The sequence below is a fragment of the Agromyces indicus genome (assembly GCF_031432295.1).
Classification (GTDB): Bacteria; Actinomycetota; Actinomycetes; order Actinomycetales; family Microbacteriaceae; genus Agromyces; species Agromyces indicus.
This window is the reverse complement of the sequence record NZ_JAVKGS010000001.1, coordinates 864,236-889,040: the sequence shown is the minus strand read 5'-3', so window position 1 is coordinate 889,040 and position 24,805 is coordinate 864,236. Positions and strand designations below refer to the sequence as shown.

The window sequence follows — 24,805 nt, the reverse complement described above, 5'->3', positions numbered from 1 at the left end:
TCCAACCCAGTGGAGGCGTGATCTTCCTAGGCTGGCCATCGCGATGGCGAAGACGCCACTGAGGAGGAACGAATGACCGCGAACCGGCCGGCCCCCGTGGGCACGCGTCTCGACGAACTCTGGCGCATCCTGCCCGAGGAGGCGACCGCGACGCCCGACGGGGTGCTCGAGATCGGCGGCGTGGCCGTCACCGAGCTCGCCGAGCGGTTCGGCACGCCGCTCCACGTCTACGACGAATCCGGGCTGCGCCGGCAGGCCCGCCGCTTCGTCGACGGGCTGCGGGCGCGATGGCCGAACTCGGACGTGCTCTTCGCCTCGAAGTCGCTCCCCGCCGTCGGCATGTACCGCCTCGCGCAGGACGAAGGGCTGTCGGTGGACATCGCCGGCGGCGGGGAGCTGCAGCTCGCGCTCGCAGCGGGCGTCGACCCGTCGCGTCTGCATTTCCACGGCAACGCGAAGACCGACGCCGAGCTGCGCATGGCGCTCGACGCCGGGATCGACACGATCATCGTCGACAACGACGACGAACTGGACCGCCTCGAGCGATTGCTCCAGCGCCCGCAGAAGCTGTTGCTCCGCGTCATCCCGGGCGTCGATGCCAAGACGCACGCCTCGCAGGCGACCGGGGGCGCGGACTCGAAGTTCGGCCTGCCGTGGGACCAGGCGGAGCGCGCCATCCGTCGCATGCGCACGCACCCGCTCATGCGGTTCGAAGGCGTGCATCTGCACATCGGCTCCCAGATCCTCGACACCGCGCAGTTCGCCGAGGCGGTCGCCAAGATCTCGACCATCGGCACCTTCGACACGTACGACGTCGGGGGCGGGCTCGGCGTCTCGTACACCTACGACGAGCACGCCCCGAGCGTCGAGGACTACCTCGACGCCATCGTGGCCGCGGCACGAGCGAACCTTCCCGCCGACGCGCGGCTGCTCATCGAGCCCGGCCGCTCGATGGTGGCGCGCGCGGGCGTGACCCTGTACCGGACTACGACCGTCAAGCGGACCGGACGCACCTTCGTGGCCGTCGACGGCGGCCTTGCCGACCAGATGGACATCGCCCTCACGCACCAGCGCTACGAGGCGGTGCTCGCCGACCGGCTCCTCGAGCCGTGGACGGAGACCGTGCAACTCGTGGGTCGCCAGTGCGAGTCGGGCGACCTGCTCGTCGACGGCGCCCCGATGCCGCCGGCCCGGGTCGGCGACCTCGTCGTGATGGCCGCGACCGGCGCCTACGCCTACACGATGTCGAACAACTACAACGGCGCGCTCAAGCCCGCGATCGTCTTCGTCGCGGATGGCGCCGCGCGCCTCGTCACGCGGCGCGAGACGTACGACGACCTGCTCGCCACCCATGCGCCGGCGATGGCCCGCGCACTGGTGTGACGCAACCTCCCCTCAGCCCAGCACCCGATGACGAAGGAGTCACCATGATCACCCGCCGCCTCATTCCCGCGATCGGCGCCACCGCCGCCGTCGCCGCCCTCGTGCTCACCGGATGCTCCGGGCTGACCGCCTCCGCCGGAGCTGCCGGCGGCGCCGGCGGCGGGCCCGACCTCCCGAAGGGCGACGAGATCTCGACGACCGCGGACCCCGAGCTGACCGCGCTGCTGCCCGAGGCGATCGCCGAGAAGGGTCGCCTCGACATCGCCGTCGACATCCCGTTCCCGCCCATGGCGATGTACGACGAGACCAACCGCGAGATCGGGTTCGACCCCGAGCTCGCGCGCCTCATCGGGCAGAAGCTCGACATCGACGTCTCCATCAACAAGCAGGCGTTCGACTCCGTCATCCCGTCGCTGCAGGCCGGGAAGAACGACCTCATCATGAGCGGCATGAACGACACTCCCGAACGCCAGGAGACGCTGAACTTCGTCGACTACACCTACGGCGGCTTCGCCATCCTCGTCGCGGCGGGGAACCCCGGTGGCATCGTCACGCAGTCCGACCTCTGCGGCACGACCGTGTCGGTGCAGAAGGCGACCGTGCAGGGCGACCTGCTCCGGGCGATGGACTGCGGGTCCGACCCCGTCCGGGTGACCGAACTGCCGTCGGACCTCGACGCGCAGACCGCGCTGCGTGCCGGAAAGAGCGATGCGTACGTCGCGGACGCCGTGGTCGCGGAGTACGCCGCGGCAACGACGGGCGACGGCTCGGTCTTCGATGTGGTGCGCGATCCGGAGAACCCGGCCGGCTTCTCGCCCGTGTACAGCGGCATCGGCATCCTCAAGGCCGACGCGGAGCTCACCGAGGCGATCCGGGCGACCCTGCAGGCGCTGATCGACGAGGGGACCTACCAGCAGGTGCTCGAGCGCAACAACATCGGCGCGTACGCCGTCGAGTCGGCCGAGGTGAACCAGGGGGCGGCGTCATGACGGCCACCCGTGGGGCGGACGCGCGGGCCTCCGCGGCGCCGCCGGCATTCGACGCGACCGAGGACGATGTCGTCGCCATCCCGCTGCGCCGGCCCTGGCGGGTCGTCGGCGGCGCGCTGGTCCTGGTGCTCGTCGTGTCGTTCGCGGCATCCGTGCTGACCAACCCGAACATCGACTTCCAGGCCATCGGCGCGTTCGTCTTCGATCCGCGCATCCTCGACGGAGTGGGCCTGACCCTGCTGATCACCTTCATCGCGATGGTCGTCTCGACGTTCCTCGCGATCGTGGTCGCCGGCATGCGGCTCTCGTCGAACCCGGTCCTCGTCTCGGTCGCCTGGTGCTACGTCTGGGTCTTCCGCGGCACGCCGCTGCTCGTGCAGATCGTGCTGTGGGGGTACCTCGGCCTGCTGTACGAGAGCCTCACCATCGGCATCCCGTTCACGGACATCGCGTTCTGGCAGGCCGACACGAATGCGCTCATCAGCGCGTTCACCGCGGGCCTGCTCGCGCTCACGCTCAACCAGGCGGCGTACTCCTCCGAGATCGTGCGAGCGGGCATGCTCTCCGTCGACGAGGGGCAGCGCGAGGCGGCCGCGTCGCTCGGGATGTCGCCGCTGTACACCTTCCGTCGCGTGCTGCTGCCCCAGGCGATGCGTGTGATCATCCCGCCCATGGGCAACGAGACCATCTCCATGCTGAAGAACACGTCGCTGCTGTCGGTCATCGCGGTGCTCGAGCTCTACACGCAGGCCACCGTCATCTCGTCGCAGAACCTCAAGCAGGTCGAGCTGCTCATCGTCGCGAGCCTCTGGTACCTGTTCCTCACGAGCGTCCTGTCGATCCCGCAGTACTACCTCGAGCGACGCTACGGCCGAGGATCGAGCCGTTCGCTTCCACCGACGCCGATCGCGCGGCTGCGCCGCGCGATCGACGCGCGCCGACCCGGGCCGGACCCCGCTCCCGAGACCAAGGAGGTCCGAGTCGTATGAGCACCACCGACACCGCACACACCGCCGGCGCCGCCCGCACTCCGACGGGACCGCTCGTCGAGATCCGACGCGTGCGCAAGAGCTTCGGCGCCCACCAGGTGCTCCGCGACATCTCGCTCGAGGTGCCCGAGGGCACCGTGACCGTACTGCTCGGGCCGTCCGGCTCAGGGAAATCGACCCTCCTCCGGTGCATCAACCACCTCGAGACGATCGACGGCGGCCGCATCATCGTCGACGGCGAGCTCATCGGCTACCGTCAGGCGGGTCACGCCACGCACGAGATGACGCCGCGGCAGATCGCGCGCCAGCGCCGCGGGATCGGCATGGTGTTCCAGCGGTTCAACCTGTTCCCGCACATGACCGCGCTCGAGAACATCACCGAGGCGCCCGTCGGCATCGCCAGGATCCCGAGCGCCACGGCGAAGGCCCGCGCCCGCGAGCTCCTCGACCGGGTCGGCCTCGCCGACTTCGCCGGGCACTACCCGTCACAGCTCTCCGGCGGTCAGCAGCAACGCGTCGCGATCGCCCGGGCGCTCGCGATGAGCCCGAAGCTCATGCTCTTCGACGAGCCGACCTCGGCGCTCGACCCCGAGCTCGTCGGCGACGTGCTCGACGTCATGCGCGAACTCGCCGATGACGGCATGACCATGATCGTCGTGACGCACGAGATCGGCTTCGCCCGGGGCGTCGCCGATCAGGTCGTCTTCATGGACGGCGGTGTGGTGGTCGAGTCGGGCACGGCCGCCGCGGTGATCGACACCCCGCAGCGCCAGCGGACGCGGAACTTCCTCGAGAGCGTGCGCTGACCGCGGGCCGGTGCTCCGATTCGACCATCGGAGCACCGGTCGACTGCTGCCGCCCCCGGAATGCCCCGCCGCGCCCGGCGTTGGAATCCTGTATGAAGCGCATCGGTTTCCTCTCGTTCGGCCACTGGTCGAACTCGCCCGGCTCGCAGACGCGATCGGCGTCGGACGTGCTGCTGCAGTCGATCGACCTCGCGGTCGCAGCCGAGGAGGTCGGTGCCGATGGCGCCTACTTCCGGGTGCATCACTACGCGAACCAGCTCGCCAGCCCGTTCCCGCTCCTCGCAGCGGCGGGCGCCAAGACGAGTCGCATCGAGCTCGGCACGGGCGTGATCGACATGCGCTACGAGAACCCGCTCTACATGGCCGAGGATGCCGGTGCCGCCGACCTCATCGCGGGCGGGCGCCTGCAGCTCGGCGTCTCGCGCGGGTCACCCGAGCAGGTGATCGACGGCTACCGCTACTTCGGCTACGAAGCACCCGAGGGCAGGACGATGGCGGATGTCGCCCGCGACAACACGCTGGTGTTCCTGAAGGTTATCGACGGGGCGCGGTTCGCCGAGCCGAACCCCCGCCCCATGTTCCCCAACCCGCACCCGGGGCCGCTCGGCATCCAGCCGCAGTCGCCGGGCCTCCGCGACCGCATCTGGTGGGGTGCCGGCTCGGACTCGACCGCCGTGTGGGCGGCCGAGCAGGGCATGAACCTCATGAGCTCGACGCTCAAGGAGGACGAGTCGGGCGAGCCCTTCCATGTGCAGCAGCGCAAGCAGATCGAGGCGTTCCGGGCCGCGTGGGCCGAGGCGGGGCACGAGCGCGAGCCGCGAGTCTCGGTGAGCCGGTCGATCTTCGCGATCACGAACGACCTGGACCGGAAGTACTTCATCGGTGGTGGCGACCGCTCGGACCAGTTCGGCGTGATCGACGACTACCGCGCCGTCTTCGGCCGCAGCTACGCCGCCGAACCCGACGTCCTCATCGAGCAGCTGCGCGAAGACGAGGCGATCACCGCCGCCGACACCCTCCTGCTCACCGTGCCCAACCAGCTGGGCGTCGACTACAACGCGCACGTGCTCGAGTCGATCCTGAGGCACGTCGCGCCGGCGCTGGGCTGGCGCTAGCCAAAGCTGGGTCGGTCGACAACGGATGCGGATGTGGCACCTGCGGGTGCGACGGATGCGGCGGTGCGCTCAGGTCGTGGAGAACAGCGCAAATCCGGCCACGACGGCGCCGATCAGCACCAAGCCCACTCCGACGTACGCGATTCCAGCGCGAACCCGGCGCTCGAGGAGCGCCGATACTCCGAACGAGTTGAACGCGACGCCGGAGAGCAGCAGCACGATCCATGCCGTCACGCCGGCGACTGCGTGCGTTTCGCCACCGAGCAACGCGATGACGAACACGACCGCCATGCCGATGAGTGCCGCGAGCGCCGCGGCTACACCGAGACGGAATCCGATCTCACCGGCGCGTTCAGCAGGCGCCGACAAGGGTGGCGACAGTTCTCGCTGACGTGCGACCTTCGCCTCGAACCGCTCCCGGTAACTCGGCACGCGGTCCCTCACCAGGGCGTCGAGAGCGAGGGTGGCAGTTCCCGGAGGAATGCTGAGGAACTCGCGTACGGAGCGCGGAGAGGGATCTCGACCGGCGAGCAGGCGCGCGAGCCGGTCCTGCTCCAGGTCGGTCGTCCAGCCGTCGAGGACGATGCCCCATCGCCCGGCTTGGTCGTGATAGCCGAGCTCGCGGTAGAGCTCCGCGAGTGCGCGTCGTTGCCGGAACGGGAATCGCTCGGCAGCCGCAGCAGGCTTGAGCAAGTCCAGCGCCGCTCTCTGCCGTCCGTGCTCGAGCAGCTCGCGAGCGCGCGTGATCCGGTCCGCCGCGAGCTCCTCGCTGAAGCCTCGGTCGCTCTCGAACGTCACCGGTCCGGCAACCCACAGGTCGTTCTCGGCCGAACTCGCAATCGATGCGCCGACCCGATCTCGTTCAGCGCGGTCGGACCCGGCGGCGGACTCCTCTTCGGCGAGACCCCGAGCAGCAACGTTCATCCCGTGACCGTAGACCCCGACCGCGATGACGCCGCTGATGACGGTCGCGACACCGTAGAGATCCCAAGGATCGTTCCCCGCGCCGACCGCCAAGCCGACGCCGGCAATGGTCGCTGCGAGCGCAGCCAGGATGCCGGCGCGGCCGATCCATGGCTTGGCGGCTTCGTGGGCCCGGCCTCGCGCCCAATCATCATGGGCATCGCTGGAGTAGCCCGGGAATCCGAAGTAGGGGTTCCTCGGGAATCGGCCCGCGCGGATGAGGACGTATTGGATCCCGCAGAGCAGAGCGCTGAGGCCGAACCCGAGGCACAGCACCAGCAGCAAGCGAGACACCGCCTCATCCTAGGCGGCGACCAGGCCCACCACGCATGTCGCGCCGGCGCTGGGCTGGCGCTAGCGCGGGCTGAGCCGGGCGGGCCCCGAGCGTGCCACCGGGCCTACTGGCGAATGTGCACCAGCTGCACTCCTCCGTCCGCGATGGCCGAGCGGATGGCGCTGCCGAGCTCCGCACGGTCGGAAACCGATCGGCCCGTCGCTCCGAAGGCGTCGGCGAGCGCCGCCCAGTCGGGCTGCACCAGCTCGACCCCGATCGGTCGGATGCCGCGGTCCACCTCGTTCTGCCGGATCTCGGCATACCCGCCGTTGTCGACGCAGACGATCGTCACGTCCAGGCGCTGCTCCACGGCGGTGGCGAGCTCGTTGACGGCGAACATCAGTGCGCCGTCGCCGAGCACGGCCACCACGGGCCGGTCGGCCTGCGCGACCTTCGCGCCGATCGCCGCGGGAAGGCCGTAGCCGAGCGTCGCGTACGTCGGCGTGTAGAGCAGCGAGTGCGGGCTCGAGCATTCGAGCACGTTCGCGAGCGCCAGGTAGATGATCTGTGACGAGTCGCCGGCCACGATGACGTCGTCGGGCAGGGCCTCCGCGATCTGCTCGGCGAGCGCGACGGTGTCGGGCGCGGTCGAGCGGATCTCGTCCGCGATCGCCCGACGAGCCGTCGAGAGCTCCGGTGACCGCCGGTCCGAGACCGGCAGCGCGGCGGTGAGCTCGGCGGTCACGGCAGCGCAGTCCCCCACGATCCCGACGGTCGCCTCGAGGTTCTTGTCGAGTTGCGCCGCCGAGCGGTCGATCCGGATGACCCGGCCGCCGGCTCGGAGCGACGGCGCCCACAACTCGGCTTCCCCGAGCTTCGAACCGAGCACGACGAGCACGTCGGCCTCCTCGGCGACGGCGCGAGCCGCTGCGAGCCGCAGGTTCGAGCCCAGTGCGAGCGGATGGCGCTCATCGACGGTTCCCTTGCCGTTGAGCGTGGTCAGGACCGGCGCGTGGAGCCGTTCGGCGAGCGCGGTGACCTCGGCGGTCGCGCTGGTCGCGCCACCACCGGCGATGATCACCGGCGACGCCGCGGAGGCGAGCAGGTCGGCCGCCTGCCGGATCAGCTCCGCCTCACCGCGGTCCGACGGCGGCGCGGGACGTGCCATCCGTGCAGCCGCCGGCACCTCGGCCGGCGACTCCAGCACGTCCAGCGGGATCTCGATGTGCACGGGGCGCGGCCGGCCGGTGCGGAACAGCTCGAATGCGTCGTGGACCGCGTCGACGGCCTCGGCGGCCGACGTCACCCGACGCGACCATTCCGCGATGGCCGCGACCATGGCCGAGGCGTCCTTCGTCTCGTGCAGCGTCCCGACGTCGCGGAACTCCTCGCCGAGCGCGACGCCCGGCGAGAGCACGATCAGGGGTCGCGATTCGCAGAACGCGGTGCCGATGGCGCTCATCGCGTTCTGCAGTCCGGGCCCCGACGTCGTGATGACGACGCCCGGCAGCCCCGTCTGCTGCGCCCAGCCGTCGGCGCCGTAACCGGCTCCCTGTTCATGCCGGCTGGTCACCGCGCGGATGCCGAGGTCGGCGAGCGGACGGTACAGCTCGAGGTTGTGGGTGCCCGGGATGCCGAAGATCGTTGTCACCCCGTAGGCGCGGATGGTCTCGAGCACGGCCCGGCCGGCGGTGTCGGCATACGGGGCGGCGAGGTCGACCGGCGTCTGCGTCATCGTCATGATCATCCCCTTCGTCAGGCCGCGCGGTGGCGCGGCTCCCCGCCGACCCAGGTCTCGAGCACGCTGATCCCGGCGATCCGCTCGGGATCGACCGCGAGCGGATCGTCGGCGAGGACGGCGAAGTCCGCGTACTTGCCGACCTCGAGCGAACCGAGGTCGTCCTCGCGCCCGAGCGACACCGCACCCTCGTACGTATGCGCGCGCAGCGCCGCCTCCGCCGAGATCCGCAGGTCGTCGGATCCGAGCTGATGCCCGCGCCGCGTGACCCGGGTGACCGCGGTCTGGATCGCCTCGAGCGGGATCGGGTCGGCGACCGGCGCGTCCGACGAGATGGTGATCGGCACGCCGGCCGCGGCGAACTCCCCGAGCGGGTTGAACCGCTCGCCCGGGGTGCCGATGGCGTCCTCGACGCCCTCGCCCCAGTTGTAGTAGTGCTGCGGCTGGTTCACCGGGCGGATGCCGGCCTTCGCCATCCGCTCGATCTGCCCCGGGCTCGGCAGCCCGCAGTGCTCGATGCGGTGCCGCGCATCGTCGTCGGGTCGCTCGACGAGCGCGGCCTCGATCGCCGAGACGACCATCTCGATCGCGGTCGGCGACTGGGCGTGCGTCGCGGTCTGCAGGCCGGCGACGTGCGCCTTGCGGATCAGCTCGGCGTACGCGGCGGGCTCGTGGTACAGCTGCCCCGTGCGACACGGATCGCCGACGTAGCCGTCCGGAAAGTACGCGGTCCAGCCGCCGAGGGTGCCGTCGGCGTAGAGCTTGATGCCCGCGAAGCTCAAGTGGGCGTTGCCGAACTGGCCGACGAGCCCCATGTCGAGCGCGTCGTCGAGCAGGTGCGAGAGCAGGTACATCGAGACCCGCAGTTCGAGCCGTCCGGCCTCCGCCAGCCGCAGGTACATGTCGAACTCGCGCCGGGACACCTGCGCGTCGCCGATCGTCGTGACCCCGCCCGCGAGGAAGCGCTGGGTCGCGACATCCAATTGCCGCAGGTGCTCGTCCGGCTCGTCGGCGAGGTGGAAGTTCGGCCCGTGGTGGCCGATCTTGACGCCGTGCACCCCGGTCAGGATGTTGCACGCGGCATCCGACAACTCGCCCGTGAGCTCGCCGTCGGCGTCGCGGAAGAACTCGCCGCCGTCGGGGTTCGGGGTGTCGCGGTCGACGCCGTTGATCTCGAGCGTGTGCGAGTTCACGACGCCTCCGTGCCCCGACGCGTTCATGAGGTAGACCTGGCGGTCGGTCGCCACTTCGTCGAGTTCGAAGCGGGTCGGATGGCGCTGCTCGACGAGGTTGCGGTGCTCGTAGCCGTAGCCGCGCACCGGCCGCCCCTCGGGCAGCTCGGCCGCCGCGGCCTTCAGCAGCGCGATGATCTCGGGGATGCTCGCCGCCTTCGCCGGCCCGCAGTCGACCCACGTCATCATCTGCCCGTACATCAGCGGATGCGCGTGCGGGTCGATGAATCCGGGGACGACGACCGCGTCGCCGAGGTCGGTGCGCTCGGGCGCCAGCCTCGCGGCCTCGGCCGCGGCCTCGCAGTCGGCCGCGGAGCCGATCGCGAGGATGCGGCCGCGGTCGAGGAGCATCGCCGTCGCCGTGGAGGACGCCCGGTCGACGGTGTGGATGGCGCGGGCGGTCACGATGCGCGGCGCGGCCTGGGCCGGCCGGTCGAAGGCGGTGAGCTTCCTCATGCCGTGCGGTTCGCCGTCGTGTCGGTGCGGGCCTCGAACGATGCCGTGACCGGAGCCTCGTCGGAGTGCTGCGGGGCGAGCTTCGTGCAGATGCCGGCGAGGATGGCCATGCCGGCGAACATGGCGATGACCGACCAGATGCTGCCCGTCCAGGCGATGAGCATCGTGGCGAACCACGGCGAGAAGCCGGCCCAGATCGCGGCACCGACGCCGTACGACAGCGCGATGGAGGTGTAGCGCGCCTGCGGGCGGAACATCTGGGCGAGGATCGCGGCGATGGGCGCGTAGGTCGCGCTCATCGCGATGCGCACGAGCGAGGCCAGCAGGAAGATGAGCGGCTCGATCCGGCCCGGCAGCACCAGCATGAACGGGATGAACGTCAACACCGAGGTGACCAGGCCGATGTACATGATGTTCTTGCGGCCCCACTTGTCGCCGAGCCACGCGATCGGGAGCGTCACCACGAACTCGACGAACGAGGCGATCGTCATCGCGTCGAGGATGACCTGCTCGCTGATCGAGATGGGCTCACCGGTCGCGTAGGCGGTGGCGAACGTGGTGGCGAGGTAGTAGCCGCCGGTCGAGATCGGCAGCAGGCCGATGCCGAGCAGGATCGGCTTCCAGTTGTTCCGCAGCGCGAACGCGAGCGGCATCGACTGCTTGCGTCCTCCGACCTTCTGCTCGAAGACCGGCGTCTCCTCGACGCGGTAGCGGACCCAGAGGCCCACGCCGATGAGCACGATCGAGAGCAGGAAGGGGATGCGCCATCCGCCGTTGATGATGAAGTCGTCGCCGAAGCGGGTCATGATCGCGAACACACCCGACGCGAGCAGGGCACCCGCCGGGTTGCCGAGCTGGGTGAAGCCGCCGTAGAAGGTCTTCGACTTCTCGGGCGCGTGCTCGACGCTCATGAGCACCGCGCCGCCCCACTCGCCGCCGACCGCGAGGCCCTGCAGGGCGCGGAGGAAGATCAGGAGGATGGGTGCGGCGAGGCCGATCGTCTCGTACGTCGGCAGCAGGCCGACCAGGACGGTGGCGATGCCCATGAGCAGGAGCGTGAGCACCAGCGAGAGCCGGCGGCCGAGCTTGTCGCCGATGTGGCCGAACAGGATGCCACCGAACGGCCGCACGACGAAGGCGACGGCGAACGTCGCGAACGCGGCTGCGGTCTCGGCGAGCGGGTCGCCGCTCGGGAAGAACAGTGGGCCGAAGACGAGCGCCGCCGCGGTGGCGTAGACGTAGAAGTCGTACCACTCGATGGTGGTGCCGACGAATGCCGCGAACCCGGCTCGCCTGGCCGATCTGTGCGATGTGGTCATGACCGCTCCTTTGCGGATGGATGCTCCTGGGCCCAGCGAGACCTGGACGCCGTTCGGGGATGCACCGCCGAAGAGCCGGCGACGCGTGAAGGTTATGGCTCAGGCCGGAGGGCGGCAACCACGGAACTCCAGCGGAGAGCAGCATCCGCTGAATTTCTGCACGGGTGATGGTGCATTTCGGCACTTGGTGCTGACTTTGCGCCCGCGTACGCTGGTGATATGTCACGGGGCTTGCGCGTTCGAAGGAATCTCGGCGAATCGGGCGAACGGCGGTGAACTTCGACGCCGACCTCATCCGCGCGCTGCAGGACGACGGCCGCGCAAGCATCCACGACCTGGCGTTGCGACTCGGCCATTCGCGGGCCGCCGTCTCGTCGCGCCTTCGGGCGATGGTGCGGGATGGCACGGTTCGCGTCATGGCGGCGGTCGACCCCGCGTTCCTCGGCCAGAACGTCCTCGCGCACGTGTCCATCCGAACGGATGGCGCGACCGAGCCGGTCGCGGAGCACCTCCGCGGCGTCACCGAGACCGTGCTCGTCTCCGCGGTGGGCGGCGTCCACGACCTCGTCACCGAGATCCGGCTCGGCACCATGCCGGCCCTCCACGCCCTGCTCGCCGAGATCCGCGCGCTGCCCGGCGTCGTCGACATCAACACCCTGATCTACTCGAAGGTGATCAAGGGCTTCTTCGTCTCCGAGTACCGCGGCGGCGTCAGGATCGACGGGATCGACGCGGAGCTCATCGAGCACCTGCAGCGTGACGGCCGCGCGAGCTTCCGCGCGCTGGGCGAGGCGGTGCGGCTCTCGCCGTCCGCGGTCGCGACGCGCGTCGAGCGGCTCATCTCGGGCGGCGTCATCAAGATCAGCGCGGTCGAGGCGCGCGGGCTGGTGCAGCGGCAGCTCTCCCTCGGCGTCGGGCTGAACCTGTCCGGCGACGACGACGCGGTGATCGAGGCGATCCGCGGATGGCGCGGCATCGACTTCGCAGCCCGCACGCTCGGCAGGTTCGACCTCGTGATGACCCTCGTCGAGCCCTCCCCCGGTGCGCTGTACGAGGCGCTCGAGCGGATCCGCGCCCTTCCGGGCGTGAGCCACACCGAGGCGTGGTTCCACCTCGCGGTGCTGAAGGAGGACTACACCCGGACGCTGCGCGCGGCCGAGGTGATCACCGCTGGGCAGGCGTGAGCGCGGCAGCCTAGGCTGTCGCCGTGACCCAGCCGCTGGATGACGGGCCGTTCTACCACGGCACGAAGGCCGACCTGCAGCTCGGCGACCTGCTCACGCCGGGGTTCCAGTCGAACTACCGGCCCGAGATCGTGATGAACCACATCTACTTCACCGCGACGCGCGACGGCGCCGGCCTCGCGGCGGAACTCGCGGCCGGAGACGCCCCGCCGCGGGTCTACCTCGTCGAGCCGACCGGGCCGTTCGAGGACGACCCGAACGTGACCGACAAGAAGTTCCCCGGCAACCCCACCCGCTCGTACCGCAGCAGCGCGCCGCTCCGGGTCGTGGGCGAGGTCGACGACTGGGTGCGGCTGACCCCCGAGCAACTGCAGGCGTGGCGGGACCGGATCGCCGCGATCAACGCCGAGCGGGGCGAGATCATCAACTGACGCCGTCGGCTTCCCGCCCCCCCTGGACCGGGCGCCGGCCCGCAGGGCATGGCACGGCAGGGTCGGATGGCAGCACCTCGCCTTTCCGTCGACTCCCGTATCGAGGTCGAACGCCTCCACGTGATCGCCACGGCAAGGCCGGCGTCACGCCTCCCGAGGTGATCAGGTGTGATCAGAGGTGGATGACCTCGATATCGCCCCAACCGGCCGCAAGATACTCGGCGGCCAGTCTGCGGTGGCAGTGATCCGGCGTGGGCTCCGAGCAGAGCAGAACAGCGTTATCGAAGTCCTCGGGGCGGAGCGAGGTTTCGACGTGACGCCCACGGATGACCTCGAGGTACGCGCCCGCGTACGTCTCCCAGGACAACTTGCCCTTCTTGTACGCGGCCAAGAGCTCGTCACTCGGCGCCAAGCGCAGCTCGTGTCGGTAGGACATGTCGCACAACTCCCGCGCGAAGAACTGCAGGTCGTCGCGCTTCGTGAAGCCGGCGAGTTGCGAGACGTTGTTCAGGCGGGTGTCGACGAGCGTCGTCGCGCCACTGTGACGAAGCAGTCCGAAGAACTCAGCCGCGGACTTCTTCGTGAACCCGATCGTGAACAGCTTCACGGGGCGACACTTTCGGGCGTGGCGGCGGCGATCTGCTGTCCCTGAAGGCGCCGAGCAAGGCCGAACGGGTCGATCGGCAACGGAGAGGCTTCGAGCGTGAGAACGTTCGGCACGGTCAGCGACCTCCTTCAGCCGCGAGATCCTTCATGACCGGACCCGCGGATCAAGCTCAAACTACTCGCGCTGCTCGACCGGGTGCGCCCGCTTGCGCCGCCGCGGGTGACCTGCACGAGCCGATTCGAGGTCGCACGGCAACGTCACGCCACCGACGGTTCACCTCCCGCGAACCGCAGGGGCGGGAGCCGGCTGCCGGCGCGTGACGCGAGCCCGCGATGCACCGCAAGTCGGAATCCGGCTATGCGATCCCCCCGCCGTCCACGACGAGTGCCGAGCCCGTGACGTAGCTCGATTCGTCGCTCGCGAGCCAGACCACCGCCGCGGCGATCTCCCGCGGCTCGCCCATGCGTCGCAGCGGTCGGTCGGCGGCCTCCGCGAGGAACGCCGCCGTGTCCTCGCCGAGCTGCTGCGCCTCATCCCGGAGCATGCCCGTGTTCACGTCGCCGGGGTTCACGGAGTTGACGCGGATGCCCTGCGGACCGTGGTCGATGGCGAGCGCTCGGGTCATGTTGACGACCGCGCCCTTGGAGGCGCAGTACGAGATGGCTCGGCCGCCGCCCTTCAGGCCCCATCCCGAGCCGGTGTTGATGATGGAGCCGCCGCCCGCGGCCGCCATGATCGGCACGACGTGCTTGCACATGAGGAAGATCGACCGGACGTTGACGCCGAAGACGCGGTCCCACTCCTCGGCGCTCGTCTCTACGGCGGTCGTGCGTCGGATGATGCCCGCGTTGTTGAAGACGACATCAACCCCGCCGAACTCGGCCACCGTGGTGGCCACGACGCGTTCGATGTCGGCCTCGCTCGAGACATCCGCCTGGACGCCGATCGCCCGGAAGCCCGCGTCGCGAATCTCGGCGACGACCGCGTCGGCGGCCTCGCCGTTCAGGTCGACGACGGCGACCTCGGCGCCCTCGGCGGCGAGGGCCATTGCGGTGGCGCGGCCGATGCCGCCCGCCCCTCCGGTGACGATCGCCTTCTTGTGCTCAAGCCGCATGGTCGGCTGCTCCTTCGTTCTCTGTTGCATGGACTGGGTAGATGCTGGTGGTGGACGGGCCGGTGACGACCCGCACGAACCCGGCGAGCCGCGCGTCCACCCGGGTGTCGCCGGTGTCGACGAGGAGCGGACGCCCCTCGAGGTCGATGAGCTTCTGCTCGGGCGCGACCGCGACCACGGGGTCGTCGCCCATCGCGTCGAGCACGCGCGCCGAGAGCTGCTGGTTGCCGCGGCCGAGCAGGAAGCCCTGCCCGCCGATGATCGAGACGATGGCCTGGGCGGGCCCGCCGGCGACCTGGTCGAGCAGGTCCCGCTCGGAGGCGCCCGCGACGACGACCCGGCCGTCGAGCACGACGTCGACGCCGAGCGGCGTCTTCTCGACACCCAGTTCGCGCGCGACCTCGGCCATCGTGCCGCCCGGGCCGAGCAGGTATCTCACCCCGGGGCGCATGCGAGCGACCGCCCCCCGTGCGGCGAGGCGCACCGCCGCCCGCTCATCGGCCGGGGTCGCCGCCTTGCGCGCCTGGGTGCGCCCGGGCCGGAACGGTACCCGGAGCGTGGCGTAGAGTCTGGGCTCGACGCGCGCCCGGCGCAGTTGCGCCTCGTCGACGTCGAGCACCTCGCGCTCCACGGTCGGGAGCCCGCGTTCCTCGACCCAGGCGGCGGCGAGCGCTCCGGCGGCGCTCGGGCCGACCGCGAAGACCGGCGAGTACATCTTGACGCCCGCGGGGATGCCGAGCGCGACCGCCCCGGAGGGGAGGCCCGCCGCGACATCCCGTGCGGTGCCGTCCCCGCCCGCGAAGAGCACCAGCTCGACGCCCACGTCAGCGAGCGCACGAACGGCCGCCGTGGTGTCCGACGGAGACGTCGGCGACCGCGGATGCCACACCACGATGGGCTCGAGTCCGGCGGCGCGGACCGCGTCAGCTCCCATCGGGCCGGCCGCCGTCACGATCCGCTCATCGGGTCGCGCGGATGCCACGACGGCGAGCGCCGCACTGGCACGCTCGGCGGCCCGCGGGCGTGCGCCCCGCTCGCCGGCTCGGCGCTGCACCTCGGTACCGTCGCTGCCCGCGAGCCCGGCGGGTCCCCCGACGCCCGCGACCGGGTTCACGATGAGACCGATCACCTCACACCCCGGCGGCCTGCGGGTACTTCCGACGGTACGCCCGCCAGGTGATGGCCCACCGCTCGGGGTCGTCGAGGTCGTCGTGGTGCGTGTGGTGCACCGTCTGCCGATGCGGCGCCGTGCGCACAATTTCCGGGGTCTCGCGGGCCTCGCGGGCCACCTCGGCGAGCACGTCGGCGTACTCGTCGAGCTCGGCCTTCGAGTACGACTCGGTGGGCTCGAGCGTGAACGGCTGCGGCACGACGTAGGGGTGGTGGCTCGTCCAGTAGTGCATGCCGAAGTCGCTGGCGCGGACGCCGATCTCCTCCGAGCTGATGCCGGTCTCCTCGAACAGCTCCTGCCACGAGTAGCGCACCTGCTCGATGCGGCGACGCCCGGTCGCGTACGGCGCCGACGCTCCGGGGATCTCGAGGATCCGCTTCATCAGGTAGTTGTTGTTCAACACGGCCGTCTCGGCGACGGCGCGCAGCCCCTCGGCACCGAGCGCCATCATCCACGCGTACGCGCGGACGATGTTCGGCACGACCCCGTGGAACGGCCCGATGGAGCCGATCGACAGCGGCCCGGCCTCGCGGACGCCATACGTGTCGCCCTCGCGCACGACGCGCGGACCGGGGAGGAAGGGCGCCAGCGCGGCACTCACTCCGTTCGCGCCCGTGCCGGGCCCACCGGAACCGTGCGGGGTTCCGAAGGTCTTGTGCACGTTGAAGTGGCACACGTCGAAGCCGGCGTCGCGAGCCCTGGTGATGCCGAGGATGCCGTTGGCGTTGGCCTGGTCATAGGAGGCGAGCGCGCCGACGGCGTGGGCGGCGTCGACCCATTCCTTGATCGCCGGGTTGTAGATGCCCGTGTCCTCGGGGTTGGTGACCATGATCGCGGCGGTCCGCGGCGAGAGCGCCCGCTTGAGGGCCTCGAGGTCCGGGTAGCCGTCGGGGTCCGGGTGGAGGGTGATCACCTCGTATCCGGCCGCCTTGGCGGCGGCGGCGTTGGAGGGGTGGCTGAACATGGTCGTGATGACCTCGCGACGCTGCTCGCCCTCGCCGTTCGCCTCGTGGTAGGCGCGGATCATCGCGATGTTCGCCCAGATCGCGGCCGAGCCGCCCTGGGTGTGCAGCGAGACCTCGTCCATGCCGGAGATCTCGGCGAGCATCCGCTCGGTCCGCCAGATGACCTCGAGCGCGCCCTGGGCATCGGCCGGGTCCTGCAGCGGATGCATCGCCGAGAGCTTCGGGGTCGCGATCAGCTGCTCGTTCACCTTCGGCGCGTACTTCATCGTGCACGTGCCCTGCCCCACGTCGACGTTGAAGTCGGCGCCGAGGTTCTCCTGCGACAGGCGCAGGTAGTGCTTGAGCACGCGCATCTGGCCCATCTCGGGGAGGGCCGGCGGCGCCGTCCGGACGAGGCCGTCGGGAAGGGCGGCGGCGACGTCGCCGACGGTGTCGCGGACACCCGGTTCGAGAGGCGTGACGAGCACCCCTCGCTCCCCGGGCGTGGAGAGCTCGAAGATGAGCGGTTCGTCCCAGCGCGCCTGGTGGAATCGGCGATGGGCGGGCTTGGCGGCGATGGGCAGGCTCATGCGCGGTGCTCCTCGTGTGCTGCGATGGGGTCGATCGTGGATGCGGCCTCGGCGGCCGACGCCGCGACGAGACCCGTGACGGCCGCGGCCAGGCGGTCGATGTCCCGCTGCGAGGTCATCTCGGTGACGCACACGACGAGCTCGTGCTCACCGGCCGGGACGCCCGGCTCGATGCCCTCTCCACGCAGTGCGTCGACGACGCCCGCGGCGGTGAGCCCCGCACCCGACACGTCGAGCGCGAACTCGCGCAGATGCACGGCGCGGTCGGTGAGACGGATGCCGGGGATCGCGCCGAGCGCCCGCTGGGCGTAGGCGGTGCGGGCGAGGAGGACCTCGCCGAGGTCGCGCATGCCCTGCGGGCCCATCAGGGCGAGGTGCACGCCCGCGGCGATGCCCCAGAGCGCGGCGGCGGTGCCGACCCACTCCTTCCCCTCCTCGCGGAGGGCGAACGAGGTGCGGTCGTAGGCCACGTCACCGAACCCGATCTCGCCCGGCACGTCGGTCGTGGCGAGCCCGAACAGGCGCGAGGGCATCTCCATGACGAAGCGCGGGTCGTCGTGCACGGCGATGAAGCCGCCGTGCGCGCCGCCGTACCACTGGTGGAGCCCGAGCGACTGGATGTCGCCGCAGACGATGTCGGCGCCCTGCTCGGCGGGCGGCGTGAGGATCCCGTAGCCGACGGGGTCGGTGCCGACGACCAGGATGGCCCCGACAGCATGCGCGGCGTCGGCGAGCGCCTGGATCCGGTGCTCGACGGCCCCGGTGCGGCTCGGCGTCTCGACCCAGACCGCCGCGACGTCGTCGCCCAGCCGCGCGGCGACGGCCGAGACATCCGCCGTGCCGCCGACCGGGGGGACGAACTCGAGGTCGAGGTGCACCCGCACGTAGTCGCGCACCTTCGAGAGCTTCGCGGGGAGCACGTCGCTCGCAACGAGCACGCGGCGGCGGCCGGTGATGCGCCCGGCCATCGACAGTCCGGTCGCCGTGGCCTGGAAGCCGTCGTAGGTGGGCACGTTCACGACGTCCATCGCGAGCAGCTCGCCCATCAGCGACTGGTACTGCCACAACGCCTGGAACCGGCCGTGGTCCTCGTACGGCTCGCCCGCGTACGCGGTGAGGAACTCGCTGCGGCCGATGACCTCGTCGACGACGGCGGGCACGTGGTGGTGGTACGTGCCCTGCCCGAGGAAGCTCAGCCGCTCGGTCGTCGGCACGTTCTTCGCGAGCAGCCCCGAGACGTGCCGGGCGAGGTCCTGCTCGGCGACGAGCGGCTCCGGCAGGTCGAGCGGGCGGCCCAGACGCAGCTCGGCGGGCACGTCGGCGTAGAAGTCCTCGACGGATGCCGCGCCGACGGCGGCGAGCATCTCGGCCCGCACGTCGGGTGCGGTGTTGGGGATATACGGATGCACGAAGGGTTCGCTCATTGGTGGTGCCTCACTCGGTGGTGTCGGACAGGGTGATGAAGGGGGGTTCGGCGCCGCGCGGTGTCGCGAGAACGGCGACGCCGAGGGGCGGGACGACGAGCTGCGGTCGGACGGGCCCGTCACCCAGCAGGTCGGTCGCGCCGTCCGGTGCGTCGACCGTGACCGCACGGGCGCCGTGGTTCAGCACGAAGGTGTAATCGGTGTGCTCGTCGGCCCGCGTGACGGTCTCGAGGTCGGGGTCGGTGCGCTTCCGGGCCGGCAGGCCGGCGTCGGCCAGGACCCGCCGCATGAGGGCGACGAGCCCGTCCGGCGCCGTCACGGCCCCGAGGTACCAGGCGGTGCCCGACCCGTGTTGGCGGCGCGTGATCGCCGGCCGCCCGTCGAGCACTCCGGTCGCGAAGGCGGCGACGACGGACGTGTCGTCCCGCGCCTCGATCCACTCGGTCCAGACGGGCGCGTCGTATCGCGCTCCCCCGAGCTCGATCTGCTCGGCCGACCCGTCGGGGACGGGCCAGGGCTCGTCGACTTCGACGCCGAGCAGGTCGCGGAGGGGGCCCGGCGCGCCACCCGGGTGGACCTTCTCGGTCGGGTCGACGACACCGGAGAACGGGCCGACGGCCAGCGTTCCGCCCGCCGCGACGTAGGCCTCGAGCGCGGCGGCCTGCGCGGCATCCGTCACGTAGAGGTTCGGCACGACGACGAGGTCGTATCGATCGAACGGACCGGTCGCCCGCACGGTGTCCACGGCGTGGCCGAGCGCGTGCAGGGCGGCGTGCCAGTCGCGGGCCTGCTGCAGCCAGCCCAGGCGCTGGGACGGGAGCGATTCGGTCGCGCTGGTGGCCCACCAGGAGTCCCAGTCGACGACGAGCGCCACACGGCTGCGGACGCGCGCGCCGCGGACCGCCGCGAGCCGTTGGAGCTCGCGGCCCAGCGCAGCCGTCTCGCGGAAGGTGCGGGACGACTCGCCGCGGTGCCCGAGCATCGCCGAGTGGAACTTCTCCTGGCCGTACCGGGCCTGCCGCCACTGGAAGAACATGGCGCCGTCGGAACCGTGCGCGACGGCCTGCAGGCTGTCGATGCGCATCCGACCGGGCGCCTTGGGCACGTTGACGTCGCGCCAGCTCACGGCGCTCGCCGCCTGCTCGAGCAGCAGCCACGGCTGTCCGCCCTTCAGCGAGCGCATCAGGCCGTAGTTCAGGGCGGCGGGCACGTGGGCCCGCGGGTCGGCGGGGTCGGGGTACGCGTCATCGGTGACGAGGTCCTCGTGCTCGGCGAAGCGCCAGTAGTCGAGCTCGCGGAACAGGCTCATGAAGTTCGTCGTGACCGGCAGCTCGGGCGTGACCTCGCGGAGCACGTCGACCTCGATGCGGAACAGCTCGAGCAGGGCATCGGAACCGAAGCGCTCGAAGTCGAGCAGCTGGGTCGGGTTGATCGGCCCGGTCGCGCGGCGAGGCGGTTCGACCTGCTCCCAGGCGGTGTACCGCTGGCCCCACACGTTCGCGCCCCATGCCTCGTTGAGGCCGTCGAGGTCCCCGTACCGGTCCTCGAGCCAGCGCCGGAAGTGCGCAGCCGATTCTGGACACCAGCACCGCGCGATGTGGTCGCCGTACTCGTTCGAGACGTGCCAGAGCACGACCGCGGGGTGCTGCCCGTACCGCTCCGCCATCGCGCGTGCCATGCGCGCCACGTGCTCGCGCCAGACGGGCGAGCTCGGGCAGTACGCCTGGCGCGAGCCGAATTCGAGGCGTCGGCCGTCGGCATCCCACGGCAGCATCTCGGGGTGGGCCCGCACCAGCCATGCAGGCGGGGTGGCCGTCGCGGTCGCAAGGTCGATGCGGATGCCGCCGGCCCAGAGGACGTCGATGACGCGGTCGAGCCACGCCCATTCGTAGACGCCGGGCGCGGTCTCGAGCTGCGGCCATGAGAACACGGGCAGGCTCACGAGGTTCACGCCGGCCTCCCGCATGAGGCGCACGTCCTCGTGCCAGACCGCTTCGGGCCACTGGTCCGGGTTGTAGTCGCCGCCGAAGGCGAGGGCATCGAGGCGGATGCGGCGCGGCGTCGCGTCGGTCACGCGGCTCCTCTCGGTCGGATGTCTGTACAGGTCGTTCTGCGCACTGTATTCTGTATACAGACACGCTATGGCGCAAGCCGCCGAGGGTCAAGCCCTAGGCTTACGGCGTCGGCCACGACCGGCTGGAGGATGGATGGCGATCGAACGCAAGAACCTGCGTTCCCAGGTCCGCGACGAGCTGCTCGCCCGGATGCGGGCCGGGCAGGTCCGCCCGGGCGAGGGCATCAACGAGGTGCAGCTCGCCGCAGAGCTCGGCGTCAGTCGGACCCCACTCCGCGAGGCACTCATCGCGCTCGAGAGCGAGGGGCAGATCACCAGCGAGAACGGCAAGGGCTTCCGCTTCGTCCCGCTCTCCGCGACGGAATTCGAGGAGCTCGCCCCGGTCATGGCCGCGCTCGAGACCCTCGCGCTCGAGTTGACGCCCCGCGACGAACTCCAGGCGATCGGCCGCCGACTGGAAGAGCTTAGTGCGGAGTTCCAGCAGGAGGTGGTCGAGCACGCGCTCGTCGTCACGAAGGACGACGAATGGCACTCCGTCATGCTCTCCGCCTGCCCGAACCGACGGCTGCTCGAGGTCATCGAGAGCACGCGCGGCGCATTCCACCGGTACGAGTCGCTCCTCGTGCCCAACGACGTGATGATCGAACGCGTCGCGGCCGAGCACGCCGAGATCGCCCGGCACCTCGCCAAGGGCGATGTCGCCGCGGCATCCGTGGCCCTGAAGGCGAACTGGATGAACGGCATGCGCCGCATTGTCGAGAACGCCTCGAGCGCGTACTTCAGCGCCTGACGAGGCGCGGGCCGGCCGGCCCGCCCCGCGACCTGGTCGGGGCGACGAGGTCACCCCTTGACCGCGCCGCCGAGCAGTCCGGCGACGAACTGCCGTTGGAAGACCAGGAACAGCAGCATCAGCGGGAGCGTCGCAAGCAACGATCCGAGCATGAGACCCGAGTAGTCGACGCGCGAGAGCCCGATCATCGTGTTGAGTGCGACGGGCACCGTGTAATTCGACTCCGTGTTGAGCATCAGCAACGGCCAGATGAAGGCGTTCCACTGGCTGATGAACGTGTAGATGATCAACGCCGCGAGCTGCGGGCGGGCGACGGGCAGCACGATCCGGTAGAAGGTCCGCAGCTCGTTCGCACCGTCGATCCGGGCGGCCTCGATGAGCGAGACGGGGAAGTCCAGGAACGCCTGGCGCATGAGGAAGATGCCGAATGCGTTCGCGAGGAACGGCAGGATCACGGCCTGGTACGTGTCGATCCATCCGGCGCTCGCCATCATCTGGAACAGCGGCACGAGCAGCACCTGCATCGGGATCATCATCGTCACGAGCACGACGACGAGCAGCACCGCGCGACCACGGAACCGGTAGGTCGCGAGGCCGTATCCGCACATGGCACTCACGATCGAGCTGAACACCGTGTAGACCACCGCGATGAACGCGCTGTTGAGCATCACGCGCCCGAACTGCACCGACTCCTCGAGGCGGGCGAGGTTGGTCCAGAGCTCGCCGCCCGGCAGCACCGGCAGGGGCGTCGCGAAGAGCTCCGCCGTCGTGTGCGTCGAGGCGACGACCATCCACGCGAACGGCAGCACCGAGACGACGGCGGCCACGGCGAGCAGGAGGTAGACGGGCGAGCGGAACAGCGCGCGACGCACACGGGATCGCGGCGCGGCGGACGACGGCGGCGGAGGCGGCACTGGCGGGGCGCCCGCCGCTCGCACGGTCGGCGGGTTGGAGACGACGGTCATGGCTTCTCCCTCATGACTCGGAACTGGACGATCGCGATGACCGCGGTGATCCCCACGAGCAGCCACGCGATCGCGGACGCGTAGCCGAAGTCGAACTGGCGGAAGCCGACCTTGTAGAGGTACAGCACCGGCGTGAGCGTGGCGTCGTTCGGGCCGCCTTCGGTGAGGATCCAGTTCTCGTCGAAGAGCTGGAGCGCGCCGATCGTCGAGGTCACGGTCGTGAAGATGAGGACGGGACGCAGCTGCGGCAGCGCCACCCGGGTGAACGTCTGCCAGCGTCCGGCGCCGTCGATCCGCGCCGCCTCGTAGAGCTCGGCCGGGATGGACTGCAGCCCGGCGAGGATGATCACCATGTTGTAGCCCGTCCACCGCCACGTGATCGCCGCGATGAGCGCGACCCGCGACCACCACTCGTGGTTCAGCCAGTCGACCGGCGGGACGCCGACGAGGCCGATGAGCTGGTTGATCGCACCGCCGTCGGTTGCGAGCATGACCCGGAACACGACGGCGTACGCGACCAGCGTGGTGACCGCCGGAAGGAACACCAGCAGGCGGAACCCCGCCCGGAACCGCAGCCACGCCTGGTTCAGGAGGTAGGCCAGCCCCACCGCGAGCGCGATCATGAGCGGCACCTGCACGACGAGGATCAGGCCCGCGTTCATGAGGCTCTTGCCCACGAGCGGGTCCTGGAACAGCCGCGCGTACTGGTCGAGCCCGACCCAGGTCGTGACGCCGCCGGAGGTCGCGTGCAGGCTCTGCCACAGCGAGGTCGCGAGCGGGTAGGCGAAGAAGACGGCGAGCAGCAGCGCGGCCGGGAGCGAGAACCACGCCCCCGGGCGCTGGAGCGTGCGCCCCAGCGCCCGGCGGCGCGTCGTTCCGGCCCCGCCCCGCCCGCGCACCGCGAGGGAGGTGGAGGCCACGGCTACTCGGCGATCTCGCGGCCGGTCGCGGTGGCGATCTGTTCCGCGGCATCCTGCAGCACAGTCGCCGGGTCGGCGCCGTTCAGCACCGCGGCGACGACCGCGTTGCCGACGATGTCGGTCGCCTCGGCGTTGTCGGTCGTGAACGTGATGCCCGGGATCTGCGCGGTCTGCTCGGCGAACAGCTCGTAGACCGGCTGGCCGCCGAAGTAGTCCTGCGGCGCCGAGAAGTAGTCGTCCTCGAGTGCGGGGAGGTAGGAGGGGAACAGTCCCTCCTCGGCCATCATCGAAACCTGGTGCTCGGCGTCGGCCAGCACGAACTCGGTGAAGGCGGCCGCGAGGTCGGGGTTCTCCGCCTGCGCGGGGATCGCCAGCCCGGATCCGCCGGAGTTCGACGTTCGCGCACCGCCCTCCTCGAAGGCCGGCAGCGCGGTGACGCCGTAGGTTCCGGCCAGCTCCGGCGCGTCGCCGAGCAGCGTTCCGATCCACCAGACCGCCTCGGGCGTGACGGCCGAGTCGCCGTTCTTGGCGGAGGTGACGCGGCCGTCCCAGCCCTTGACGTTCTTCAGCAGGCCGCGCTCGTTCATGGTCTGCAGGAGGGTCAGCGCTTCGACGGCCTGGGGCGAGGCGACAGTGATGTCGCCGTCCTCGTCGAAGAGTCCCTGGCCCTGCTGCTGCAGCAGCATCTGGAACCCGCCGCCGGTGGCGACGTCGAGGGAGAGCAGGGTGCGGCCGGTCTCGGCCTTGATCCGCTCCCCCGCCTCGACGAGGTCGTCCCAGGTCTCGACGTCTGCCGGGTCGACGCCCGCCGCCTCGAAGTAGTCCGTCCGGTAGAACAGCCCGACGGTGCCCGAGTCCCACGGGACGATCTTCAGGGCGCCGTCCTCGTCGGAATGGGCCGACCACTTGAACGGGTCGAAGTCCGCCTCGTGCTCGCCGAAGACCGGCGTGAGGTCGACGAGCCCGTTGGGGAACTCGGCGATGTAGCCGGGGGCCCGATCGGTCTCGATGGTGACGAGGTCGGGCAGGCCGCTTCCCGCCTGCAGGCCGACGGACAGCTTGTCGTAGGCGTTGTCGTAGCCGACGTCGACGACCTCGACCGACGTGCCCGGGTGCTCGGCCTCGAACTCGTCGGCGAGGCGCGAGAGCGCGGTCGCGGCGACATCCCACGACCACACGGTGATCTCGCCGGCCGGCGTCGCATCGGGGTCGAGCTCGACGGGTGCGGTTGCGCCCGTTCCGCCCATCGCGCAGCCGGAGAGCAGGGAGAGCGCGGCGATGGGGACGAGCAGGGTGAGGCGTTTCATGTGACTCCTTTGTCGGAAGG

21 protein-coding genes are annotated in these 24,805 nt (G+C 70.7%); 8 read left to right on the top strand and 13 right to left on the bottom strand.

Annotated features, from left to right (window positions below; translation table 11 throughout):
* Window positions 1-72 precede the first annotated feature (72 nt).
* The 5 genes from lysA to RH861_RS04205 all read left to right on the top strand — a co-directional run bounded on the left by lysA (window position 73) and on the right by RH861_RS04205 (window position 5,282).
* A complete protein-coding gene (lysA, locus tag RH861_RS04225) occupies window positions 73-1,383 on the top strand; it encodes a diaminopimelate decarboxylase (protein WP_310519892.1) in 1,311 nt (436 codons plus the stop codon).
* A gap of 44 nt (window positions 1,384-1,427) precedes the next feature.
* Window positions 1,428-2,372, top strand: a complete 945-nt coding sequence (locus tag RH861_RS04220) for an ABC transporter substrate-binding protein (protein ID WP_310519891.1) — start codon at window positions 1,428-1,430, stop codon at window positions 2,370-2,372.
* Window positions 2,369-3,361 carry an amino acid ABC transporter permease gene (locus RH861_RS04215; protein WP_310519890.1) on the top strand — a complete coding sequence of 331 codons (993 nt, stop codon included), beginning with the start codon at window positions 2,369-2,371 and terminating at the stop codon, window positions 3,359-3,361. Before RH861_RS04220 ends, RH861_RS04215 begins: the two co-directional genes overlap by 4 nt.
* Complete coding sequence (locus RH861_RS04210) at window positions 3,358-4,167, top strand: amino acid ABC transporter ATP-binding protein (RefSeq protein ID WP_310519889.1); 810 nt, start codon at window positions 3,358-3,360, stop codon at window positions 4,165-4,167. Before RH861_RS04215 ends, RH861_RS04210 begins: the two co-directional genes overlap by 4 nt.
* Window positions 4,168-4,259: 92 nt before the next feature.
* Entirely contained in the window at window positions 4,260-5,282 is a 1,023-nt protein-coding gene (locus RH861_RS04205) for an LLM class flavin-dependent oxidoreductase (RefSeq protein WP_310519888.1), read from the top strand.
* A 69-nt stretch (window positions 5,283-5,351) separates the two neighbouring features.
* On the opposite strand, the gene RH861_RS04200 is transcribed toward RH861_RS04205, so the two are convergent.
* The 4 genes from RH861_RS04200 to RH861_RS04185 form a co-directional block, all read right to left on the bottom strand.
* On the bottom strand, window positions 5,352-6,539 hold the full coding sequence (locus tag RH861_RS04200) for a hypothetical protein (RefSeq protein ID WP_310519887.1): 1,188 nt from the start codon (window positions 6,537-6,539) through the stop codon (window positions 5,352-5,354).
* Between the two features lie 104 nt (window positions 6,540-6,643).
* Window positions 6,644-8,254, bottom strand: coding sequence for a thiamine pyrophosphate-binding protein (locus RH861_RS04195; protein WP_374760957.1), 1,611 nt, complete (start codon window positions 8,252-8,254; stop codon window positions 6,644-6,646).
* Window positions 8,255-8,274: 20 nt separating this feature from the next.
* Entirely contained in the window at window positions 8,275-9,945 is a 1,671-nt protein-coding gene (locus tag RH861_RS04190) for an amidohydrolase (RefSeq protein ID WP_310519885.1), read from the bottom strand.
* Complete coding sequence (locus tag RH861_RS04185; RefSeq protein WP_310519884.1) at window positions 9,942-11,264, bottom strand: MFS transporter; 1,323 nt, start codon at window positions 11,262-11,264, stop codon at window positions 9,942-9,944. Before RH861_RS04185 ends, RH861_RS04190 begins: the two co-directional genes overlap by 4 nt.
* A 272-nt stretch (window positions 11,265-11,536) precedes the next feature.
* Here RH861_RS04185 and RH861_RS04180 point away from each other — a divergent pair, with 272 nt between their 5' ends.
* Both RH861_RS04180 and arr read left to right on the top strand, forming a co-directional pair.
* On the top strand, window positions 11,537-12,448 hold the full coding sequence (locus tag RH861_RS04180; RefSeq protein ID WP_310519883.1) for an Lrp/AsnC family transcriptional regulator: 912 nt from the start codon (window positions 11,537-11,539) through the stop codon (window positions 12,446-12,448).
* A 23-nt stretch (window positions 12,449-12,471) separates the two neighbouring features.
* A complete protein-coding gene (arr, locus tag RH861_RS04175; RefSeq protein WP_310519882.1) occupies window positions 12,472-12,879 on the top strand; it encodes an NAD(+)--rifampin ADP-ribosyltransferase in 408 nt (135 codons plus the stop codon).
* 172 nt (window positions 12,880-13,051) lie between these two features.
* On the opposite strand, the gene RH861_RS04170 is transcribed toward arr, so the two are convergent.
* The 6 genes from RH861_RS04170 to RH861_RS04145 all read right to left on the bottom strand — a co-directional run bounded on the left by RH861_RS04170 (window position 13,052) and on the right by RH861_RS04145 (window position 20,803).
* Window positions 13,052-13,486 carry a DUF488 domain-containing protein gene (locus RH861_RS04170; RefSeq protein WP_310519881.1) on the bottom strand — a complete coding sequence of 145 codons (435 nt, stop codon included), beginning with the start codon at window positions 13,484-13,486 and terminating at the stop codon, window positions 13,052-13,054.
* Between the two features lie 355 nt (window positions 13,487-13,841).
* Entirely contained in the window at window positions 13,842-14,600 is a 759-nt protein-coding gene (locus RH861_RS04165; protein ID WP_310519880.1) for an SDR family NAD(P)-dependent oxidoreductase, read from the bottom strand.
* On the bottom strand, window positions 14,590-15,729 hold the full coding sequence (locus tag RH861_RS04160) for an ATP-NAD kinase family protein (RefSeq protein WP_310519879.1): 1,140 nt from the start codon (window positions 15,727-15,729) through the stop codon (window positions 14,590-14,592). Before RH861_RS04160 ends, RH861_RS04165 begins: the two co-directional genes overlap by 11 nt.
* Window position 15,730: 1 nt before the next feature.
* The gene (gene gcvPB / locus RH861_RS04155; protein ID WP_310519878.1) at window positions 15,731-17,305 is read right to left on the bottom strand and encodes an aminomethyl-transferring glycine dehydrogenase subunit GcvPB; all 1,575 of its coding nucleotides are present in this window, start codon (window positions 17,303-17,305) and stop codon (window positions 15,731-15,733) included.
* On the bottom strand, window positions 17,302-18,729 hold the full coding sequence (gene gcvPA, locus RH861_RS04150; protein ID WP_310519877.1) for an aminomethyl-transferring glycine dehydrogenase subunit GcvPA: 1,428 nt from the start codon (window positions 18,727-18,729) through the stop codon (window positions 17,302-17,304). The genes gcvPB and gcvPA overlap by 4 nt, the downstream gene beginning before the upstream one ends.
* A gap of 10 nt (window positions 18,730-18,739) precedes the next feature.
* Window positions 18,740-20,803: a beta-galactosidase gene (locus RH861_RS04145; protein ID WP_310519876.1), complete on the bottom strand. Its 2,064-nt coding sequence runs from the start codon at window positions 20,801-20,803 to the stop codon at window positions 18,740-18,742.
* Between the two features lie 133 nt (window positions 20,804-20,936).
* Here RH861_RS04145 and RH861_RS04140 point away from each other — a divergent pair, with 133 nt between their 5' ends.
* Complete coding sequence (locus RH861_RS04140; protein ID WP_310519875.1) at window positions 20,937-21,593, top strand: GntR family transcriptional regulator; 657 nt, start codon at window positions 20,937-20,939, stop codon at window positions 21,591-21,593.
* 50 nt (window positions 21,594-21,643) lie between these two features.
* Here RH861_RS04140 and RH861_RS04135 read toward each other — a convergent pair whose 3' ends face one another.
* The 3 genes from RH861_RS04135 to RH861_RS04125 are packed head-to-tail and all read right to left on the bottom strand — an operon-like array spanning window position 21,644 to window position 24,785.
* Complete coding sequence (locus RH861_RS04135) at window positions 21,644-22,558, bottom strand: carbohydrate ABC transporter permease (RefSeq protein WP_310519874.1); 915 nt, start codon at window positions 22,556-22,558, stop codon at window positions 21,644-21,646.
* Complete coding sequence (locus tag RH861_RS04130; protein WP_310519873.1) at window positions 22,555-23,478, bottom strand: carbohydrate ABC transporter permease; 924 nt, start codon at window positions 23,476-23,478, stop codon at window positions 22,555-22,557. Before RH861_RS04130 ends, RH861_RS04135 begins: the two co-directional genes overlap by 4 nt.
* A 2-nt stretch (window positions 23,479-23,480) precedes the next feature.
* A complete protein-coding gene (locus tag RH861_RS04125; RefSeq protein ID WP_310519872.1) occupies window positions 23,481-24,785 on the bottom strand; it encodes an ABC transporter substrate-binding protein in 1,305 nt (434 codons plus the stop codon).
* Between the last annotated feature and the right edge of the window lie 20 nt (window positions 24,786-24,805).

What these genes read in the sequence shown, in the direction of transcription:
- lysA (WP_310519892.1), top strand. Translation starts at nt 73, where the DNA reads ATGACCGCGAACCGGCCGGCCCCCGTGGGCACGCGTCTCGACGAACTC.
- RH861_RS04220 (WP_310519891.1), top strand. Translation starts at nt 1,428, where the DNA reads ATGATCACCCGCCGCCTCATTCCCGCGATCGGCGCCACCGCCGCCGTC.
- RH861_RS04215 (WP_310519890.1), top strand. Translation starts at nt 2,369, where the DNA reads ATGACGGCCACCCGTGGGGCGGACGCGCGGGCCTCCGCGGCGCCGCCG.
- RH861_RS04210 (WP_310519889.1), top strand. Translation starts at nt 3,358, where the DNA reads ATGAGCACCACCGACACCGCACACACCGCCGGCGCCGCCCGCACTCCG.
- RH861_RS04205 (WP_310519888.1), top strand. Translation starts at nt 4,260, where the DNA reads ATGAAGCGCATCGGTTTCCTCTCGTTCGGCCACTGGTCGAACTCGCCC.
- RH861_RS04195 (WP_374760957.1), bottom strand. Translation starts at nt 8,254, where the DNA reads ATGACGCAGACGCCGGTCGACCTCGCCGCCCCGTATGCCGACACCGCC.
- RH861_RS04190 (WP_310519885.1), bottom strand. Translation starts at nt 9,945, where the DNA reads ATGAGGAAGCTCACCGCCTTCGACCGGCCGGCCCAGGCCGCGCCGCGC.
- RH861_RS04185 (WP_310519884.1), bottom strand. Translation starts at nt 11,264, where the DNA reads ATGACCACATCGCACAGATCGGCCAGGCGAGCCGGGTTCGCGGCATTC.
- RH861_RS04165 (WP_310519880.1), bottom strand. Translation starts at nt 14,600, where the DNA reads ATGCGGCTTGAGCACAAGAAGGCGATCGTCACCGGAGGGGCGGGCGGC.
- gcvPB (WP_310519878.1), bottom strand. Translation starts at nt 17,305, where the DNA reads ATGAGCCTGCCCATCGCCGCCAAGCCCGCCCATCGCCGATTCCACCAG.
- gcvPA (WP_310519877.1), bottom strand. Translation starts at nt 18,729, where the DNA reads ATGAGCGAACCCTTCGTGCATCCGTATATCCCCAACACCGCACCCGAC.
- RH861_RS04140 (WP_310519875.1), top strand. Translation starts at nt 20,937, where the DNA reads ATGGCGATCGAACGCAAGAACCTGCGTTCCCAGGTCCGCGACGAGCTG.
- RH861_RS04135 (WP_310519874.1), bottom strand. Translation starts at nt 22,558, where the DNA reads ATGACCGTCGTCTCCAACCCGCCGACCGTGCGAGCGGCGGGCGCCCCG.
- RH861_RS04125 (WP_310519872.1), bottom strand. Translation starts at nt 24,785, where the DNA reads ATGAAACGCCTCACCCTGCTCGTCCCCATCGCCGCGCTCTCCCTGCTC.